Annotated in this window: 24 protein-coding genes; 17 read left to right on the forward strand and 7 right to left on the reverse strand. The window is 70.7% G+C overall.

Features of this window, described 5'->3' with window-relative positions; genetic code table 11:
• Window positions 1–16: 16 nt before the first annotated feature.
• The 7 genes from ACWC2B_RS30600 (at window position 17) to ACWC2B_RS30630 (ending at window position 4,513) form a co-directional block, all read left to right on the forward strand.
• Complete coding sequence (locus ACWC2B_RS30600; protein WP_359002968.1) at window positions 17–271, forward strand: MoaD/ThiS family protein; 255 nt, start codon at window positions 17–19, stop codon at window positions 269–271.
• Between the two features lie 10 nt (window positions 272–281).
• Window positions 282–1,562 (forward strand): hypothetical protein, encoded by a 1,281-nt coding sequence (locus tag ACWC2B_RS30605; protein ID WP_450722255.1) that lies wholly within the window; start codon window positions 282–284, stop codon window positions 1,560–1,562.
• A 137-nt stretch (window positions 1,563–1,699) separates the two neighbouring features.
• Complete coding sequence (locus ACWC2B_RS30610) at window positions 1,700–2,449, forward strand: LmeA family phospholipid-binding protein (RefSeq protein ID WP_450722257.1); 750 nt, start codon at window positions 1,700–1,702, stop codon at window positions 2,447–2,449.
• A gap of 244 nt (window positions 2,450–2,693) precedes the next feature.
• On the forward strand, window positions 2,694–2,774 hold the full coding sequence (locus tag ACWC2B_RS30615; protein ID WP_350751515.1) for an Ms5788A family Cys-rich leader peptide: 81 nt from the start codon (window positions 2,694–2,696) through the stop codon (window positions 2,772–2,774).
• A gap of 160 nt (window positions 2,775–2,934) precedes the next feature.
• Entirely contained in the window at window positions 2,935–3,780 is an 846-nt protein-coding gene (locus tag ACWC2B_RS30620; protein WP_386031879.1) for a sulfurtransferase, read from the forward strand.
• Window positions 3,781–3,832: 52 nt separating this feature from the next.
• Window positions 3,833–4,120, forward strand: coding sequence for a DUF1416 domain-containing protein (locus ACWC2B_RS30625; RefSeq protein ID WP_030362227.1), 288 nt, complete (start codon window positions 3,833–3,835; stop codon window positions 4,118–4,120).
• Between the two features lie 54 nt (window positions 4,121–4,174).
• Entirely contained in the window at window positions 4,175–4,513 is a 339-nt protein-coding gene (locus ACWC2B_RS30630) for a DUF3099 domain-containing protein (protein WP_450722260.1), read from the forward strand.
• A gap of 20 nt (window positions 4,514–4,533) precedes the next feature.
• Here ACWC2B_RS30630 and ACWC2B_RS30635 read toward each other — a convergent pair whose 3' ends face one another.
• The 3 genes from ACWC2B_RS30635 to ACWC2B_RS30645 form a co-directional block, all read right to left on the reverse strand.
• Complete coding sequence (locus ACWC2B_RS30635; protein WP_450722262.1) at window positions 4,534–4,902, reverse strand: DsrE family protein; 369 nt, start codon at window positions 4,900–4,902, stop codon at window positions 4,534–4,536.
• A 113-nt stretch (window positions 4,903–5,015) separates the two neighbouring features.
• Window positions 5,016–5,276, reverse strand: coding sequence for a DUF397 domain-containing protein (locus ACWC2B_RS30640; protein WP_450722264.1), 261 nt, complete (start codon window positions 5,274–5,276; stop codon window positions 5,016–5,018).
• Window positions 5,273–6,133: a helix-turn-helix domain-containing protein gene (locus ACWC2B_RS30645; protein ID WP_450722266.1), complete on the reverse strand. Its 861-nt coding sequence runs from the start codon at window positions 6,131–6,133 to the stop codon at window positions 5,273–5,275. Before ACWC2B_RS30645 ends, ACWC2B_RS30640 begins: the two co-directional genes overlap by 4 nt.
• A 179-nt stretch (window positions 6,134–6,312) precedes the next feature.
• Between ACWC2B_RS30645 and ACWC2B_RS30650 the strand changes: the two genes are divergently transcribed.
• The 4 genes from ACWC2B_RS30650 to ygfZ all read left to right on the forward strand — a co-directional run bounded on the left by ACWC2B_RS30650 (window position 6,313) and on the right by ygfZ (window position 8,690).
• Complete coding sequence (locus tag ACWC2B_RS30650) at window positions 6,313–6,471, forward strand: hypothetical protein (protein ID WP_450722268.1); 159 nt, start codon at window positions 6,313–6,315, stop codon at window positions 6,469–6,471.
• Window positions 6,472–6,654: 183 nt separating this feature from the next.
• Complete coding sequence (locus ACWC2B_RS30655; protein ID WP_450722270.1) at window positions 6,655–7,227, forward strand: FABP family protein; 573 nt, start codon at window positions 6,655–6,657, stop codon at window positions 7,225–7,227.
• Between the two features lie 49 nt (window positions 7,228–7,276).
• On the forward strand, window positions 7,277–7,714 hold the full coding sequence (locus ACWC2B_RS30660) for a Fur family transcriptional regulator (protein ID WP_450722272.1): 438 nt from the start codon (window positions 7,277–7,279) through the stop codon (window positions 7,712–7,714).
• 10 nt (window positions 7,715–7,724) lie between these two features.
• The gene (gene ygfZ, locus ACWC2B_RS30665) at window positions 7,725–8,690 is read left to right on the forward strand and encodes a CAF17-like 4Fe-4S cluster assembly/insertion protein YgfZ (protein ID WP_450722274.1); all 966 of its coding nucleotides are present in this window, start codon (window positions 7,725–7,727) and stop codon (window positions 8,688–8,690) included.
• 39 nt (window positions 8,691–8,729) lie between these two features.
• Here ygfZ and dtd read toward each other — a convergent pair whose 3' ends face one another.
• Entirely contained in the window at window positions 8,730–9,155 is a 426-nt protein-coding gene (gene dtd / locus ACWC2B_RS30670) for a D-aminoacyl-tRNA deacylase (protein WP_189965037.1), read from the reverse strand.
• A 165-nt stretch (window positions 9,156–9,320) separates the two neighbouring features.
• Between dtd and ACWC2B_RS30675 the strand changes: the two genes are divergently transcribed.
• Genes ACWC2B_RS30675 through ACWC2B_RS30685 form a run of 3 tightly spaced genes read left to right on the forward strand, consistent with a single transcriptional unit; the run spans window position 9,321 to window position 12,216 of the window.
• Window positions 9,321–9,911, forward strand: coding sequence for an RsiG family protein (locus ACWC2B_RS30675; RefSeq protein WP_450722276.1), 591 nt, complete (start codon window positions 9,321–9,323; stop codon window positions 9,909–9,911).
• Window positions 9,912–9,971: 60 nt separating this feature from the next.
• Entirely contained in the window at window positions 9,972–10,931 is a 960-nt protein-coding gene (locus ACWC2B_RS30680; protein WP_450722278.1) for an asparaginase, read from the forward strand.
• 25 nt (window positions 10,932–10,956) lie between these two features.
• Window positions 10,957–12,216, forward strand: coding sequence for a GNAT family N-acetyltransferase (locus tag ACWC2B_RS30685; protein ID WP_450722280.1), 1,260 nt, complete (start codon window positions 10,957–10,959; stop codon window positions 12,214–12,216).
• Between the two features lie 160 nt (window positions 12,217–12,376).
• On the opposite strand, the gene ACWC2B_RS30690 is transcribed toward ACWC2B_RS30685, so the two are convergent.
• Complete coding sequence (locus ACWC2B_RS30690) at window positions 12,377–13,351, reverse strand: zinc-binding dehydrogenase (protein WP_450722282.1); 975 nt, start codon at window positions 13,349–13,351, stop codon at window positions 12,377–12,379.
• A gap of 151 nt (window positions 13,352–13,502) precedes the next feature.
• Between ACWC2B_RS30690 and ACWC2B_RS30695 the strand changes: the two genes are divergently transcribed.
• Together ACWC2B_RS30695 and ACWC2B_RS30700 are read left to right on the forward strand one after the other, a co-directional pair.
• Entirely contained in the window at window positions 13,503–14,249 is a 747-nt protein-coding gene (locus ACWC2B_RS30695) for a class I SAM-dependent DNA methyltransferase (protein ID WP_450722284.1), read from the forward strand.
• Window positions 14,250–14,348: 99 nt separating this feature from the next.
• A complete protein-coding gene (locus ACWC2B_RS30700; protein WP_450722286.1) occupies window positions 14,349–14,735 on the forward strand; it encodes a hypothetical protein in 387 nt (128 codons plus the stop codon).
• A gap of 210 nt (window positions 14,736–14,945) precedes the next feature.
• On the opposite strand, the gene ACWC2B_RS30705 is transcribed toward ACWC2B_RS30700, so the two are convergent.
• Window positions 14,946–15,419 (reverse strand): hypothetical protein, encoded by a 474-nt coding sequence (locus ACWC2B_RS30705; RefSeq protein ID WP_450722288.1) that lies wholly within the window; start codon window positions 15,417–15,419, stop codon window positions 14,946–14,948.
• A complete protein-coding gene (locus ACWC2B_RS30710) occupies window positions 15,416–15,871 on the reverse strand; it encodes a DUF6228 family protein (RefSeq protein ID WP_450722290.1) in 456 nt (151 codons plus the stop codon). The genes ACWC2B_RS30705 and ACWC2B_RS30710 overlap by 4 nt, the downstream gene beginning before the upstream one ends.
• Before the next feature lie 143 nt (window positions 15,872–16,014).
• Here ACWC2B_RS30710 and ACWC2B_RS30715 point away from each other — a divergent pair, with 143 nt between their 5' ends.
• Entirely contained in the window at window positions 16,015–16,410 is a 396-nt protein-coding gene (locus tag ACWC2B_RS30715; RefSeq protein WP_450722292.1) for a hypothetical protein, read from the forward strand.
• The last annotated feature ends 135 nt before the right edge of the window (window positions 16,411–16,545 follow it).

A 16,545-nucleotide genomic window follows, 5' to 3' on the forward strand; every position in this document is an offset into this window, starting at 1 on the left:
CGAAAGGAGCCTCACCATGGCAGCGGGAACCATCCGCTTCTGGGCCGCGGCGAAGTCCGCGGCCGGTGTCGCCGAGGAACCGTACGCCGCCGGGACGCTGGCCGAGGCACTCGACGCGGTGCGCGAACGGCACCCCGGAGAGCTCACGCGCGTACTTCAGCGGTGTTCGTTCCTTGTCGACGGTGACCCCGTCGGGAAGCGGAACCATGAGACCGTACGCCTTGCCGAGGGCGGCACGGTCGAGGTGCTCCCGCCGTTCGCAGGAGGGTGACCCCCACGTCATGAGCGAGCAGTACCCGTATCAGCAGCAGCCCCAACAGCAGCCCCCGTACGACCAGTTCGACCAGTACGGGCAGCCTGTGCAGCCCCAGCCGCCGTTCCCGTACGAGCCGTACCAGGATCAGCAGCAGTACACGCAGACCTGGGAGGGGCAGACCTGGGACACCCAGTACCAGCCCACGATCCCGCCCGCGCAGCAGCCGGTGGATCCCGCGCCGCGCCGGGGCCGCCACGCGCAGCCCGCGCCCGGGCAGCCCTGGCAGGAGGGTGCGGCGGAGCCGGGGTACGCGGCGGACACCGCGTACCTGCCGCCGCAGAACGGCGCGCAGAACGGTGCGGGGACGACGTCCGTGCCGCTGCCGCCGGAGGTGCCGATGACGTCCGGGCCCGCCCCGGCGCCGGTGTACGAGCCGGCCGCGGCCCCCACCCACGTGTCCGTTCCTGTTCCCGATGCGGCCTCTGCTTCCGCCTCCGCTTCCGGCGAGGGGGCGGGGTACAGCTCGCCCAGGACCGCCGGCAACGCGCGGATCACCGACGCCCAGCGGGCCCGCGCCGAGGGCCGCTCGCCGGTCATCGCGCCCGGGATGCAGCCCGCGGTGCTCACCGCCGTACTGGGTCTCCTCCTCGCGGTGGCGGCGCCCGTGGGCCCGTACGCCCTGGCCGTACCGCTCGTCGCCCTCCAGGCCGTGACGGCGGCGGGCTGGTTCCGGCTGAACGGGATGTGGCCGGCCCGGCAGGGCATCGCGCTCGCCTTCGCGGGCGGCCTCGTGGCCGACGTCGCGCTGCTGGCGCTGGGCAGTGAGCACGCGCCCGCCGCGATCCTGGGCACGCTCGGGGTCTGGGTGCTGCTCACGCTCGTACTTCAGCTGCGCTCGCACGCAGAGCCCGACGAGCGTATGTACGGCCTGATGGCGACGGTCGCCTCGGCGGCGCTCGCGATCCTGGCCGGCGGTTACCTCGCGGCGCCGCCGCACGCGGTGTCCGTCGGCGCGGCCGCCGTGGCCGTCGCGGCCCTCGCGCGGGCGCTGCCGCTGCCGTCGGCCGCCTCCGTGGTGGTCGCGCTGCTCGCGGCCGCGGGCGTGGGCATCGCGGTGGGCGGTGCGACCGGCATCGGCGCGAGCGGCGCGCTGCTCGGCCTCGCGGCCGGCGGCTGTGCGCTGATCGGCCTGCGGGTCGCCTCGTACGACTACCCGTCCCGGTTCGTCCACATGACGGCGGGCGTCGCCCTGCCGCTCACCGCGGCCGTGCCTGTGCTGTATCTCATTGGGCGGGCCGTGGCGTAGGGAACCGGGGCTAGGCTCGCGATCGTCATTCCGGAAGATCGATCAATGAGTAATCGATGTATCGATCTTCCGGGGATCGATCGAAAGTGATCGACGACATCGAGGGTCGAGGCCGACTGGTGGGGGACACGTAGGCAATGCGAGCACTGCGAATACTTTTGATCATCGCGATTGTTCTGGGCGGCATCTTCGTCGCGGCGGACCGCATCGCGGTCAACATCGCCGAGTCCAAGACGGCCGACAAGATCAAGAGCAGTCAGCGGCTCAGCTCGACCCCTGACGTCGACATCAAGGGCTTCCCCTTCCTGACCCAGGTGCTCGCCAAGGAGCTGGACGAGGTCGACGTCTCGCTGTCCGGGGTCACCGCCACGGCGGGTGGCCACTCGGTCAACGTCACCGAGGTGACGGCCGAGCTGCACGCGGTGAAGATCGACAGCTCGTTCTCGTCGGCGGTGGCGGGGCGGGCCGAAGGGGCGGCGCAGATCACGTACGCCGATCTGTCGAAGGCGGCGCCCAAGGGGGCGACGGTCGGCTATGCCGGGCCGGAGCGGGCGGCGAAGGGCCAGGTCAAGGTGACCGGCCCGCTCACCGACCTCCTGGAGGGCCAGGGCGTTGTGCTGCCGGCCGCCATCAAGACGCTGCTCCAGGGGCGGACGGTGTCGGCGTACAGCACGGTGAGCCTGAACGGGTCGGGGTCGGTGCAGCTGCGGGCGGAGTCCCTGCCGAAGCTGCCGGTGCCGGGGTTCGACCAGCGGCTGCGCAAGGCGGTCGACTACGACCTGAAGATCGACGGGATGCCGTCGAGCATCAAGCTGAACAAGGTGACGGCCACGGAGGCGGGCCTGCGCTTCTCGGGCGAGGGCACGGACGTCCGCCTCGCCGGCTGACCCGGGGCCCCGCCGAACGCGGGTCGGCCTCGCGAGGGGGCTGCCCGGGGCTCCGCCCCCGCACGCCCCCCGCCCGCATCGTGAGACACCCCTGTCCGCAGGGCAGAAAACGCCTCCGGGATCCGCAACCCCGGAGGGGGCGGGGGTGCCCCGAGGCGAATCTCATATCAGCATGTGGATGATCGAGTCTCAGCATGCGACACACCGGTGACACGCCCCGGTATGCGTCCCTACGATCGGACGCATGAAGCGACAGGCGGACCTCACGAAGCGGCGGGCAGTAGACCTGTGCCGCGTCGCCGCCATGCTCTGTCGCCCCTTCTGAGCGGGACGCTCAACTCCCGCATTCCCCGGGCCCTTTGGCCGTGAGCGACCGCGATCGGGTCGACCGGATCAGGGCCACCCCCGTGCCGCCGTACGCGCGCCGCAGACGCGTATCCGCACACCTGTACCGCCCCCGCAGACTGCCCCGGAGGAGACACAACATGAGCCGCAGCGACGTCCTGGTAGACGCCGACTGGGTCGAGGCCCACATCGAGGACCCGAAGGTCGCCATCGTCGAGGTCGACGAGGACACCTCGGCGTACGAGAAGAACCACATCAAGAACGCGATCCGGATCGACTGGACCAAGGACCTCCAGGACCCGGTCCGCCGCGACTTCATCGACCAGGAGGGGTTCGAGGCCCTCCTCTCGGCCAAGGGGATCGCCAACGACACCACCGTCGTCCTCTACGGAGGCAACAACAACTGGTTCGCCTCGTACGCCTTCTGGTACTTCAAGCTCTACGGCCACCAGGACGTCAAGCTCCTCGACGGCGGCCGCAAGAAGTGGGAGCTCGACTCCCGCGACCTCGTGGACGGCGACCAGGTCCCCAGCCGCCCGGCCACCCAGTACAAGGCCAAGCCGCAGGACGCCTCGATCCGCGCCTTCCGCGACGACGTCGTGAACGCGATCGGCACCAAGAACCTCGTCGACGTGCGCTCGCCCGACGAGTTCTCCGGCAAGCTGCTCGCCCCGGCCCACCTTCCGCAGGAGCAGTCGCAGCGCCCGGGCCACGTCCCGTCCGCCCGCAACATCCCGTGGTCGAAGAACGCCAACGACGACGGCACCTTCAAGTCGGACGACGAGCTCAAGGCCCTGTACGAGGCCGAGCAGGTCGACCTCGCGAAGGACACCATCGCGTACTGCCGCATCGGTGAGCGCTCGGCCCTGACCTGGTTCGTGCTCCACGAGCTGCTCGGCCAGACCAACGTCAAGAACTACGACGGCTCGTGGACCGAGTACGGCTCCCTCGTCGGCGTGCCGATCGAGCTCGGCGCCAACAAGTAGAACCCCGCACAGCCCGCTCAGCCCCCAGACCGTAGACCGTAAGGAAGAACCCATGTGTGGAGCGAAGGCCGGCGGCCCCGACGCCTCGACGATCAAGCCCGGTGAGACCACCATCCAGGGCCAGGTGACCCGCGACGGCGAGCCCGTCACCGGTTACGTGCGCCTGCTCGACTCGACCGGCGAGTTCACCGCCGAGGTCCCGACCTCGGCCACCGGACAGTTCCGCTTCTACGCGGCCGAGGGCACGTGGACCGTGCGCGCCCTGGTGCCGGGCGGCAGCGCGGACCGTACGGTCGTCGCCCAGACCGGTGGCCTCGCCGAGGTCGCCATCGCCGTCTGACCGACGGCACACCGCAGTACCGGCCGGAGGGCCGCACCCCGGGGGTTGGACGCCTTGGAATGGGGTGCGGCCCTTCGTGCCGTCCGCCCGCGTGCCGTTTCCGGCCGGGCCTCGCGGTCGTACGCTGGATTCATGTTGGCCCGGCGCCGGCGCGGCTATTTCTGGATGATGGGCGGCTGCATCCTGCTCTTCGTGTCCGCCTGGGGTTTCGTGCGCCTGTGGTCGATCCCGGTGGCGGTGGGGATGTGCGTGGTCGCCATGGTCATCCCGCCCATCGCCGCCATGGTCGCCAACCGGCGCGGCCCCGACGACCGCTGGTGGGACGACCCCTCCGGCGACCCGAAGTCGGACGAGTGGTGGGACGAGCTGGACGGCAAGAAGCCCCGCCAGTGAGCTGCCCCGGTTGGCCCCGGTCAGTACACGAGGGCCTGTACGTCGTCCCCCATGATCTCCTGCACGAAGACCTGCGCGCCCGCGATCCGCACGCCCTCCAGGACGTCCTTCTCCGTGATGTCCCGCCGGGTCGCGCACTGCGTGCACAGGGTGATCCGCCCGCCCGCGCCCTGGATCGACTCGATGAGGTCGGGCAGCGGCGCGGCATGCGGGAGTGAGAACTCCGCGGCCCGGCCCGGCAGTGCGAACCAGGACGATTCGCCCGTCAGCCACAGCGAGACCTCCACCCCGCTGGCCGCCGCCACCGCCGCGACGGTAAAGGCCTGCGAACACCGCTCGGGTGCGTCGGCACCGGCGGTCACCTTGATCACGAGCTTGTTGTTCGGCATGGGTCGAACTGTAATCCGCAGCGCCGCAACCCCGTGATCAGGTGCCCCATCGCGCCTATCTGCGCGACCTCTTAGTTCTTCGTCAACTCTCTGCGGATGCAGGCGTGTACACCTCACACACGGATGGCAAACCCGAGGAACGCCTCCCAGGCGGCGGCAGGCACCGCGAGGGTGGGGGCGATGTCGGGAGCCTGTTTGGAGTCCCGGATGTGGATGATGGAGGGGCAGGTGGCTATCTCTACGCATTCGCCTCCGTCGCCGCTGCTGTAGCTCGACTTGCGCCAGGTGAGGGCGACCTCGACGCATGCGCCTCCTTCGCCGCTGCTGTAGCTGGACTTGAACCAAGCCAGCTTGGACGGCGCTTCGGTGTTCATGTCTCTCCCCGCAGCTTCTCGACGAATTCCAGCGACTCGCGCGGAGTCAGGGCCTGCGCCCGGAGGATGCCGTACTGCTCCTCCAGCTCTCTGACCGTTGGCCGATCCGTGTAGAGACGACTGTGCTTGTACGCCTCCACGTAGGCGATCCTGCGCTCTTTGCTCGTCTCGATCAAGATGAATGGGCCTGAGAGTCCCGCGTGGTCCTCCCTGTCGTTGGGCATGACCTGGATTTGCACGTTGCGCTGGTGGCCACGGAGCAGGATCTGCTCCAACTGCCCGCGCCAGACGGCACGTCCACCCAGAGGCTTGCGGAGGACCGCCTCCTCAAGCACGAAGCTGATCGTGGGCGAGGGAGTACGAGCGAAGATTTCTTGCCGCGCCATGCGGGCCGCCACTCGCTGCTCGATCGTCTCCTCGTCCAGCAACGGACGCCGCATGGTGAACACTGCTCGTGCGCAGTCCTCGGTCTGCAGCAGACCGCTCAGCACATGCGTGTCGTAAACATGCAGCTCGACCGCCTTCTTCTCCAAGCCCGCCGCATCCTGGAAGAACGCCGGAAACTGCGCCCTCTCCATTTCCTCGATGAACTCGGTCAGCACCCCATGCGCGCCCAGCACCTCGTCGAGCTGCGTGATGCACTTCCCCGACGGAATGCGCCTGCCCTGTTCGTACGAGGCGATGGTCGACGCCGAGTACCCGGTGCGGGAGCCGAGCTGGGCGCGATCCATGCCCGCCCGCACCCGGAACCGCTTCATCTGCCGCCCGAAGATGTGCGCTACGCCCGAACCCGACTCGCCCCCCTCCTCCGTCTCCGTGCCCGTCTCCGGCTCTTGCGTTTCAGCCTCTTCGCTCATGCTCACCCCATTGCCCTCGCACCATGACCGGTCACGGCTCGCGCGCGTACAGCTCGCACCCGTACGCGTACAGCGGGTGAAGGTCGCGGCATCGTCGATGTTCAACGCTACGCACGACCCGGGAGCGTGAGGGCAGGAAGTCGGCAACTTCCCTGGATCGGAATATGTCCCAACTGCCCATGCCTGTGCGTGAGTTCGCGATGTGGTTCACATCCACCCCGAGCGGCGCGCGGCTCGCCGAGGTGGCATCGGGGTCCGGGACGCCGTACGCCGTACGCCTGGAGGCCACCGCCACCGGCGGCGTACCTCACAGAGAGGGCCGGGCTCCCACCCATTAGGCTGGGGGGCGGCCCTGACCGCCCCTACACCCGCTCATGCGAGGAGCCCCCCGTGCTTGAGGCTGTTTTCTCCACCCTCCTTGTCCTGGTCTGCGTCGGCGTCCTCGCCTTCGCCGGGCTGACCGTGAAGAAGCTGTACCAGGGCCAGCGCTAAACCCCCCGCAACGAAGAGATCGCAGCCTCATGATCGAGATTCCGTCCGACCTCCACCCCGACCTGGTCCCCCTGGTCTTCCTCCTCGGTACGTGGGAGGGCGCCGGCGTCACCGACTTCCCCGGTGCCGAGAAGGCGAACTTCGGGCAGTCCGTGACCTTCTCCCACGACGGCCGTGACTTCCTGGAGTACACCTCGCACTCCTGGATCCTGGACGCCGAGGGCAACAAGGTGAAGCCGCTGGAGTCCGAGTCGGGCTACTGGCGCATCGACAAGGACCGCAAGGTCGAGGCCGTCATGGTCCGCGACCAGGGCATCGTCGAGATCTGGTACGGCGAGCTCGCCCACCAGAAGCCTCAGATCGACCTCGTGACGGACGCCGTGGCGCGCACCGCCGCCTCCGGCCCGTACACCGGTGGCAAGCGGCTCTACGGCTACGTCAAGAGCGACCTGATGTGGGTCGGCGAGAAGGCGACCCCCGAGGTCGAGCTCCGCCCGTACATGTCGGCGCACCTGAAGAAGGTCGTCACGCCGGAGGAGGTCGCGGAGATGGCCCGGGGCCTGGGCGACCTCCCGGACGACGGCATCGCCTTCTTCAAGTAGGCCGCTCCCGTCCGGCGGGTGTCGCCTGGATCACTCCTACACTGGGAGCGTGGTGACCACCGACTGGCAGAGCGACCTCCGCAGGCGCGGGTACCGGCTGACCCCCCAGCGACAGCTCGTCCTGGAGGCCGTCGACGTACTCGAACACGCGACGCCCGACGACATCCTCACCCAGGTGCGGAAGACGGCGGGCGGCGTGAACATCTCCACCGTGTACCGGACCCTTGAGCTCCTGGAGGAGCTGGGTCTGGTCTCGCACGCCCACCTCGGCCACGGCGCCCCGACGTACCACCTGGCCGACCGCCACCACCACATCCACCTGGTGTGCCGCGACTGCACCAAGGTGATCGAGGCCGATGTGGACGTGGCCGGTGACTTCACCGCGAAGCTCAGGGACACCTTCGGCTTCGAGACGGACATGAAGCATTTCGCCATCTTCGGGCGCTGCACCGACTGTGCCAAGAAGGCCGCGAGTACGGGGTCGTAGGCTTGCCTGCATGAAGAGCCCTCTGTTGTCCCAGCCCGGCGCCGTCCCCGCCGAAGGGCGCGACGAAGGAGTCGCGGCGCACTACGGCGACCTGTTCCGCGAGCAGCGCGCGCTCGCCGGCGGCACCGGTCTCGTCGATCTCTCGCACCGCGGTGTCATCACCGTCACCGGCGACGACCGGCTGAGCTGGCTGCACCTGCTGCTCACCCAGCACGTCAGCGAGCTGCCCGCCGGGCAGGCCACCGAGGCGCTCATCCTCTCCGCGAACGGGCACGTCGAGCACGCCCTGTACCTCGTCGACGACGGCACGACCGTGTGGATCCACGTCGAGCCCGGCACCGAGGGCGAGCTGATCGCCTACCTGGAGTCGATGAAGTTCTTCTACCGGGTCGAAGTCGCCGACCGCACCGAGGAGTTCGCGGTCGTCCACCTGCCCGCGGGATCCATCGCCGAGGTGCCGGACGGCGTGGTCGTACGCGAGACCGCGTACGGCCGCGATCTCTTCCTGCCGCGCGCCGACCTGGAGAAGTACGCCGCCGAGGCGGGCCCGCTCGTCGGCATCCTGGCGTACGAGGCGCTCCGCGTGGAGGCGCACCGGCCGCGGCTCGGCTTCGAGACCGACCACCGTACGATCCCGCACGAGGTGGGCTGGATCGGCTCGGCCGTCCACCTCCAGAAGGGCTGCTACCGGGGCCAGGAGACGGTCGCCCGTGTCCACAACCTGGGGAAGCCGCCGCGCCGCCTGGTCTTCCTGCACCTGGACGGCAGCGAGGTGCTGCTTCCCGGGTCCGGCACGCCGGTGCGGCTCGCGGCCGACGGCGCCGAGGGCCGCCAGCTCGGCTTCATCACGACCTCGGCCCGCCACCACGAGCTGGGCCCGATCGCGCTGGCCCTGATCAAGCGGAACGTCCCGGTCGACGCGGAGCTGCTCGCGGGGAACACGGCGGCGGCACAGGAGGTCGTGGTCGAGCCGTAGGGCCCTCAGAGCCCGGGGTTCAGGCAGAACCCGAGGGCCTCAGACCTCGACGAGCACCGTGAACGGGCCGTGGTTGGTGAGGGACACCCGCATGTCCGCGCCGAAGCGGCCCGTCTCCACGTGCGCGCCGAGGGCCCGCAGCTGGGCCACCACCTCGTCGACCAGGGGCTCGGCCACATCGCCGGGGGCGGCCGCGTTCCACGTGGGGCGGCGGCCCTTGCGGGCGTCCCCGTAGAGAGTGAACTGCGAAATCACCAGCAAGGGCGCATTCACGTCCGAGCAGGACTTCTCGCCCTCAAGGATGCGAACCGACCACAGCTTGCGGGCGAGCTGCGCCGCCTTGCCCGGATTGTCCTCGTGGGTCACTCCGACCAGGACACACAGGCCCTCGCCCGCGATCTCGCCGACCGTCTCACCGGCCACGACGACCTTCGCGCCGTCGACTCTCTGCACCACCGCTCGCATGCGCCCCAACCTATGCCACCGGTCGCTCCGATTTCCGAGCGGCTGAACGGGTGCAGTGCACCTGCACGTGCCGTACCCGGAGTGGCACGATGCGTACAGGCGGTGCACACCTCGGCCCTCGGGGCCGGGGAAACCCGAGCACCGGTCGAGGGGACGGAAAGACCCATGAGCACATCAGGCGCCGGGCAGTCGCCCGGTCCCGTATCGCTGAGCCGGACCAACCCGCGTGCCGCCGTGCGACCTCCGGTGCAGCGGGCCGGCCACCTGCCGCCCCAGCGCGACCACGACCTGGCCGCGCTCCGGCTCGCCGAGCTGCGCACCCTGCGCCGGCAGTCGCAGCGCGACGAGGCCGACCTCAGCTATGTGCGGCGGCTGCTGCACGGCAGGATCGACATCCTGCGGGCCGAGCTGGCCCGGCGTACCGGGCCGCAGGCGCCGGTGGTGGAGCGGCTCGCCGAGATCCTCACGGACGCGCCGTCCTCGCACCGCGCCTCCGCCCGCCACGTCACGCTGTCCGCGCCGCGCAGCGAGGAGTACCGCCTCCTCGCCGCCGAGATGGACGCCGAGGTCGAGCTGTCCGACCTGGCCGCCCGCACGGACGAGGAGCTGCACACCGCGACCGGACGGCTGATCCGCTACGAGCAGCAGGTCTCGCGGCGCCGTCAGCAGCTCCAGCGCACCGCCGACGATTGCAGTGCCGAGATCGCCCGCAGGTACCGTGATGGTGAAGCACAAGTAGACGATCTGCTCACCTGACCCGCCCGCATCGGAAGCGACCCTCCGGGGCAGGTCACCTGCCCGGAAGGCCGCACCGCCATGACCGCCCTGACGTCCCCGATACCCCCGGTCCTCGCCGAAGTCGTACGTTCCGGATTCGTCGAGGGCCACCATCGGGGCTCGCTGGTGGTGCTTGCGGAAGACGGCAGTGTCGAGTTCGCGCTCGGCGACCCGGCCGCGCCCGTCTTCCCCCGCTCGTCCAACAAGCCGATGCAGGCCGCCGCCGTGCTGCGGGCGGGCCTCGACCTGTCCGGCGAGCGCCTGGCGATCGCGGCCGCCAGCCACTCGGGCGAGGGCTTCCACCTCGATCTCGTACGCAAGATGCTGGCCGAGCACGGGCTGACCCCGGACGACCTCCAGACGCCGCCCGACCTGCCGCTCGACCCGACCGAGGCCGAGACGTACCTGGCGGCGGGCCGCGTCCGCGAGCGGATCACCATGAACTGCTCGGGCAAGCACGCGGCGATGCTCGCGGCCTGCAAGCAGAACGGCTGGGACCTGGGGAGCTACCTCGACCCGGCGCACCCGCTGCAGCAGCTGGTCCACGACTCCGTCGAGGCGGCCGCGGGCGAGAAGGTCGCCTCGGTCGGCACCGACGGCTGCGGGGCGCCCCTGATGGCGATCACCCTGACCGGCCTCGCGCGCGCCTTCCGCACCTTCGCGACGGCGGACCCCGGCTCGGTCGAGGGCCGGGTCGCCGAGGCGATGCGCGCGCACCCCGAGTACGTGGCCGGCACCCGGCGGCCCGACACCTGGCTGATGCGCGAGGTGCCCGGCACGCTGTCGAAGATGGGCGCCGAGGCCGTGCAGGCGGTGGCCCTCGCCGACGGCCGCGCGCTCGCCTTCAAGGTCGACGACGGAGCGATCCGCTCGCTCGGCCCGATCCTGGCCCGCGCCCTCCAACTCCTGGGCGTGGACGGTCCGGTGGTGGACCGGATCGGCCGTGCGCCGCTGTTCGGCGGGGCCGCCGAGGTCGGTGAAATTCGGGCGACATTCTGACCCGTACCGACCTAGCTTGGCCTGTATGAATACCCCCGCCCAGGACGCCATCGAGGTCCGTACCGTCGCCGACGCCGAGTTCACCGACTGGATCAAGGCGGTCAACGGGGGGTTCCTGCGGCCGCCGGTGGTGAGCGAGGAGTACGCGCGGGGCCTGCGGGCCAACAGTGATCTGAGCCGGATCCAGGGTGCCTTCGACGGCGGCCGGTGCGTGGCTACGTTCCGGTCGTTCGCGCAGGAGCTGACGACGGTCGGCGGCGCCGCGCTGCCCGTGACCGCGGTCAGCGGCGTCACCGTCTCGCCCACGCACCGCAGGCGCGGGCTGCTGACCCGCATGATGGCCACCGAGCTGTCGGCGGCCCGGGAGCGCGGCGAGGTGGCGTCCACGCTGATCGCCGCCGAGTACGCGATCTACGGCCGCTACGGGTACGCCCCGGCCACCTGGCTCGCCGAGTGGGAGATCGACACGGGCCGCACCGGCCTCGACCCGCGCTGGTCGGGCCCGGCCGACGGCGGCCGCGTCGACCTGGTGGACCCGGCCGAGATGGCCAAGGTGGGCCCCGAGGTCTTCGAGCGGTTCCGGGCGGCGCAGCCCGGCGCGGTCAGCCGCGACCGGCGCTGGTGGGAGGTGGCCACCGGCGCGGCCCGCCGCGACGGCCCCTGGATCGAGCCCTTCTTCGCCGTGTACCGCACGGCCCAGGGAGAACCGGCCGGCATCGCCGCGTACACGGCCGACGAGCGGTGGAGCGACGCCAAACTCCCCGAGAACACGGCGACGGTGCAGGGCCTGATCGGCCTGACCCCCGAAGCCGACCGCGCCCTGTGGCACTACCTGTGCTCGATCGACTGGATCCGCAAGGTACGCACCGGCTACCGCGCCCCCGACGACCTGCTGCCCCTGTACCTGCCGAACCCGCGCGCGGCCGCGGTCGTGACCCACTCCGACTTCCTGTGGCTGCGCCTGCTCGATGTCGTACGCGTCCTGGAGGCGCGCACGTACGCCACCGAGGGCACCCTCGTCCTGGAGGTCGAGGACGCCGCGGGCGTGGCGTCGGGCCGCTTCCTCCTGGAGACGAGCGGGACGGGTGCGCACTGCACTCCGACCACGCGTACGGCCGAACTGACGCTGGACGTAAGGGAGTTGGCGTCCCTGTATCTGGGCGACGAGTCGGCGACGCGGCTGCTCGCGCTCGGCCGGGTCGCGGAGGAGCGGGCGGGGGCCGCGGCACGCACGGACGAACTGTTCCGCACGGCGCGGCGGCCGTGGTGCCCGGACATGTTCTGACGCCGGAACGGCCCCGTGTTCCGCCCCGGGGATGCCCCCGTGCCCTGACTCCGGCATGCTCCGACCCCCACCCCCGTGGGGGATCGGTGGCATGCCGGGGGTGCTGCGGGCGGGGCTCTTGCGGGAGGCCGACGGCAAGCTGGGCGGCGTCCTGCGGGGGTTAGTGGGTGCTGAGCAGCACCTTTCCCACCAAGGTCCGCCCCTCGATCGCCGTGTGCGCGTCGGCGGCGCGCTCCAGTGGGAACACCTCGCCGATGACCGACCGCAGCCGTCCGGCCGCCGCCTCCGCGAGCACCCGGTCGAGGAGCGCGGTGCGCCGCTCGGGCGTCAGCTGTACGTCGCCGATGCCGAGCAGGGTGATGCCGCGCCGCCGGGCCTCGTCCGGGTCGACGGCGGCGAAGCCCGTGCCGGAGGGGGCGCCGTGTGCGGAGAAGCGTCCGCCGTCGGCGGTCAACGGGAAGGCGGCGAGGCCGAGTCGGCCGCCGACGCCGTCCAGTACGAGATCCGCGCCGCCCTCGCCGAGTGCGACGCGGGCGCGCCGCCCCCAGCCGGAGTCCGAGGCGTCGACAGCCTCATCGGCGCCCAACTCCCGTACCAGCGCGGTCTTTTCTGGCCCGCGCGCCACGCCCACCACCTTGGCGCCGAGCCCGTGGGCGAGCTGGACGAGCAGGGTGCCCATGCCGCCGGAGGCGCCGGTGATCAGGACGGTCTCGCCCGGCTTGAGCGCGGTGTTCTCCAGGAGGGCGAGGGCGGTCACCCCGTCGTGGACGAGGGCGGCCGCCTCACGCAGGCCGACGCCGCCCGGGACGGGGGAGAGGCGGGCGGCGGGGACCGCCATGAGCTCGGCGTAACTGTCGGCCTGGCCGGCCGCGGCCACCCGGCGGCCCACCCAGGCAGGGTCCACGCCGGGGCCGGTGGCGGTGACCGTGCCGGAGGCGCCGCCGCCGGGCACGTAAGGGGGCTTGACGTCGAAGAACTCGCCGAAGGATCCCGCGCGGATCTGGGTCTGTACGAAGAGGGTGTCGATGTGGTCGACGGCCACGAGGACCTCGCCGGGCCCGGCGACCGGATCCGGCGCCTCGACGGTGCCCAGCACCTCGGGCCCGCCGAACTCCCTGACCTGTGCAACACGCATGACGATCACTGCTCCCGCCGTTGGCCGCGCCGGTGCGCGGTTCGTACGGCGAGTCTTCAACCTCAACAGGGCTTGAGGTCAAGGACGTTCCAACGTGCGGTGTCAACGGTGCTGGGCCCGGTGTCAGTGACAGGTCCTAGGCTCGACGCCCATGACCACGCAAGAGACTGCCGCCGGGGGCGAGTTGCCCGCACCCCACCCGCATGCACCTGACCTGCACGCACCCCACCCGCATGCACCTGACCTGCACGCTCCCCATCTGCACACGACACGCACCTTCTACGACGCCATCGCGACCGAGTACGCGGACCTCTTCCGCACCGTGCTTGAGGACAGGCCGCTGGACCGGGCGGTCCTGGGCGCGTTCGCGGAACTCGTCCTCGCGGCGGGTGGCGGACCGGTCGCGGACCTGGGGAGCGGCCCGGGCCGGGTGACGGCCCATCTGCACGGGCTCGGCCTCGCGGTGTCCGGTCTCGACCTGTCGCCGCGGATGGTGGAGCTGGCCCGCGCGGAGCACCCCGGGGTGCGCTTCGAGGTGGGCTCGCTGACAGACATCGACGCGGCGGACGGGACGCTGGCCGGGGTGGTGGCCTGGTACTCGCTCATCCACACGCCGAGGGAGCGGCTGCCGGAGGTGATCGCGGAGTTCCACCGGGTGCTGGCCCCCGGAGGCCATCTGCTCGTCGCCTTCCAAGTGGGCGAGGAGCCGCTGCACTTGGCGAACCCGTTCGGCAAGGAGGTGGCGCTGGACTTCAACCGGCTGTCCCCGGACCACATCGCGACCCTCCTGACGGAGGCGGGCTTCACGGTGACGGCGCGGGTACGGCGGGAGCCGGAGGGTACGGAGCGGGTGCCCCAGGCTTCCCTCCTGGCGCGGAAGGAGTGCGAAGCGGCGTAACTGGCGATCAACCCCCGGCGTTGGTCTGCGGGGGGCCCGAACAGCCCCCGTGGATCAGGCCCTTTCTGCGCGGGCCGGGATGAAACCAAGTGAGGCCACATGCACTCCATCACCAAGAAGCTCGCCTCGGGAATCGGGGTGGCGGCCGCGGCGCTGAGCTGTGTCATCGCGGCGGGGCCGCCGGCGGCGGCGGAAGGCAAGTGGTGCAACAACGCGGTCTGCATCGAGACGTACGACAGCGGCGACTACCTGGGCAGGGTGGAGGTGTCGGTGATCAACACGAACCAGCCGCACACGATCAGCGCCCGGGTGTGGACGACGAACGGCTGGAGCGCCAACACGAAGGTGGAGGACGTGGCCAAGTTCCGGACCTACCGGGACCAGGCCTACCCGCAGCGCCATTTCCCCGCAGGCACCCGTCTGTGCGCGGAGGGCTTCCGCGGCGGGGAGAGCGTGGGGCTGCCCTGCGTGACGATCACGAACTGAGGGACTGGTCCGGGCGGTTCGCGCCCAGCCGGCCGCCCGCGCCGACCCGGCAGTGAGTGCCTACCAGGCGGTTCGCACTCACCTGGCCGTTCGCGCTCACCCGGCCGTTCGCACTTGCCCGGCCGTTCGCGCTCACCCGGCCGCGAGCGGCCGGTACCGCACGTTCACAGCGGCCCTTGCCAGGCTCCGCCGTAGATACCGCCGGGATCGCTATGTGTCATCGCCGCGATGCTGGGCGTGCCAGAGGTGCCTGAGGGCTTCGAGTTCGGCCCGGGGGAAGTGTTCGCCCCACTTGCCTCGATAGCCGCTCTCGCCATAGGTCTGCGCGACCTCGTCGAAGCAGCGGATCACGGTGCGGGCGAGCTGGTCGACGCCGAGTCGGCTGGACCAGATCTCGGTTCCCTTGTTGTCGTGATCGCTGCCATGACGCAGTTCCAGCACGCGGGTCCAGGTGTCCGCGCCTTCGCGGTGGAAGATCCACCGGTAGGCGGTCGGCTCGGCCTCGAACTGGGCCCGGGTCTCCGTCTCGCCCGCGACGAGCCGGGCCATGGCCGTCAGGAGATCCTCGGGCGCGCTGGTGATGTAGGACGCGATGAGCTCGACCTTCGCCTGGCGATCTTCAAGAGTGCACCCGGCCCACCCGGACCCCACCAGCGTCCAGCTGATGCGCACGCCGGACGTCACCGATCCTCCTTGGCGAGGAAGGCGCGGACATCGGCCGCCAGGGAAGCCATCTGCTCGCCGGCCTCCAGCCAGGTGGTCACCGAGGCGCCCCAGCCGCCGGCGGCCTGAGGCCACGGCCGCAAGGTCCAGGTCAGCCCGACGTAGCCGCCGGACCGGAAGACCGCCGACACCGTCAGGTCTCGGTCGTTGGTCTGCCAGCTCCGTTCGCCGTCCCAGCCCCGGTAGTCGGCGGCGAGCTCTTCCAGGAAGACGGTGAGATCGCGGTCCCAGATCCAGGCGACAACCTCGTCGACGCGAGCAGTCAGGCCCGGGGCCCGCAGCTCAACGGCATAGTGCACAGAGTCGGCGTCGAAGCTGAACCGGTCGCAGAACGTCACGCCGACGGCCGCGTTGTCCTGGCAGCGGATGGTCACGCCGGCCTCATCGTCAGTGCAGACGTCTGGTGTGGTCATGGCCGGAACGCTAGGCCGACACCACGTGCGACGTCATGTGGATTCATCCGGATTCATCGCCCGCGAGAGGACGACAGCCTCTACGGTCTCTGCCGCGCCCCAAACCCCTGGCAGTCGGCCGTGCGCCGTGAGATCGTCCGCAGGTGACCGACGCTGCTGGTGGAGAAACGACCTCGGGACGGCCGGACGATCGCGCCGCGTCCGCCCTCCGCTTCGCGACGGAGCTCGTCGCGTGGGTGGCCACCCCCTGGGCCCTGGCCGGCCACTCATGGCCGCTTGCCGCCGTGTCCGTAGTGGCCCTGATCGGCCTTCCGACGTTGTTCTCCACCCGGGGGGACAAGGCCAACGTGATCATCGCGGTGCCGGGCTGGGCCACGATCCTGCTGGTGCTGCTCCAACTCGCCGCAGCCGTGATCTCCTCATGGCTGGCCTGGCCCGCCTGGGCGGCGGTCCCCGTGACCGTGCTGGCCGCCGGCACCCTTGTCACGGAGCGGCGGCGCTGGCGATGGCTGGTTTCCGCGAACCAACTCGCCAACTGAGCGACGTCAGCTGAACAACGTCAACTGAGCGACGTCAGCTGAACAACGCCAACTGAACAACGCCAACTGAACAACGCCAACTGAACAACGCCAACTGAACAACGCCAACTGAACAACGCCAACTGAACAACGCCA

The organism is Streptomyces sp. NPDC001415 (assembly GCF_053597395.1).

Excerpts from the sequence above, each read along its gene's own strand:
- ACWC2B_RS30640 (WP_450722264.1), bottom strand. The coding sequence starts at position 5,276 with ATGAACACCGAAGCGCCGTCCAAGCTGGCTTGGTTCAAGTCCAGCTAC.
- ACWC2B_RS30620 (WP_386031879.1), top strand. The coding sequence starts at position 2,935 with ATGAGCCGCAGCGACGTCCTGGTAGACGCCGACTGGGTCGAGGCCCAC.
- ACWC2B_RS30710 (WP_450722290.1), bottom strand. The coding sequence starts at position 15,871 with ATGACCACACCAGACGTCTGCACTGACGATGAGGCCGGCGTGACCATC.
- dtd (WP_189965037.1), bottom strand. The coding sequence starts at position 9,155 with ATGCGAGCGGTGGTGCAGAGAGTCGACGGCGCGAAGGTCGTCGTGGCC.
- ACWC2B_RS30690 (WP_450722282.1), bottom strand. The coding sequence starts at position 13,351 with ATGCGTGTTGCACAGGTCAGGGAGTTCGGCGGGCCCGAGGTGCTGGGC.
- ACWC2B_RS30625 (WP_030362227.1), top strand. The coding sequence starts at position 3,833 with ATGTGTGGAGCGAAGGCCGGCGGCCCCGACGCCTCGACGATCAAGCCC.
- ACWC2B_RS30685 (WP_450722280.1), top strand. The coding sequence starts at position 10,957 with ATGAATACCCCCGCCCAGGACGCCATCGAGGTCCGTACCGTCGCCGAC.
- ACWC2B_RS30700 (WP_450722286.1), top strand. The coding sequence starts at position 14,349 with ATGCACTCCATCACCAAGAAGCTCGCCTCGGGAATCGGGGTGGCGGCC.
- ACWC2B_RS30680 (WP_450722278.1), top strand. The coding sequence starts at position 9,972 with ATGACCGCCCTGACGTCCCCGATACCCCCGGTCCTCGCCGAAGTCGTA.
- ACWC2B_RS30655 (WP_450722270.1), top strand. The coding sequence starts at position 6,655 with ATGATCGAGATTCCGTCCGACCTCCACCCCGACCTGGTCCCCCTGGTC.
- ACWC2B_RS30615 (WP_350751515.1), top strand. The coding sequence starts at position 2,694 with ATGAAGCGACAGGCGGACCTCACGAAGCGGCGGGCAGTAGACCTGTGC.
- ACWC2B_RS30610 (WP_450722257.1), top strand. The coding sequence starts at position 1,700 with ATGCGAGCACTGCGAATACTTTTGATCATCGCGATTGTTCTGGGCGGC.
- ACWC2B_RS30675 (WP_450722276.1), top strand. The coding sequence starts at position 9,321 with ATGAGCACATCAGGCGCCGGGCAGTCGCCCGGTCCCGTATCGCTGAGC.
- ACWC2B_RS30605 (WP_450722255.1), top strand. The coding sequence starts at position 282 with ATGAGCGAGCAGTACCCGTATCAGCAGCAGCCCCAACAGCAGCCCCCG.
- ACWC2B_RS30645 (WP_450722266.1), bottom strand. The coding sequence starts at position 6,133 with ATGAGCGAAGAGGCTGAAACGCAAGAGCCGGAGACGGGCACGGAGACG.
- ACWC2B_RS30650 (WP_450722268.1), top strand. The coding sequence starts at position 6,313 with ATGCCTGTGCGTGAGTTCGCGATGTGGTTCACATCCACCCCGAGCGGC.
- ACWC2B_RS30695 (WP_450722284.1), top strand. The coding sequence starts at position 13,503 with ATGACCACGCAAGAGACTGCCGCCGGGGGCGAGTTGCCCGCACCCCAC.
- ygfZ (WP_450722274.1), top strand. The coding sequence starts at position 7,725 with ATGAAGAGCCCTCTGTTGTCCCAGCCCGGCGCCGTCCCCGCCGAAGGG.
- ACWC2B_RS30635 (WP_450722262.1), bottom strand. The coding sequence starts at position 4,902 with ATGCCGAACAACAAGCTCGTGATCAAGGTGACCGCCGGTGCCGACGCA.
- ACWC2B_RS30600 (WP_359002968.1), top strand. The coding sequence starts at position 17 with ATGGCAGCGGGAACCATCCGCTTCTGGGCCGCGGCGAAGTCCGCGGCC.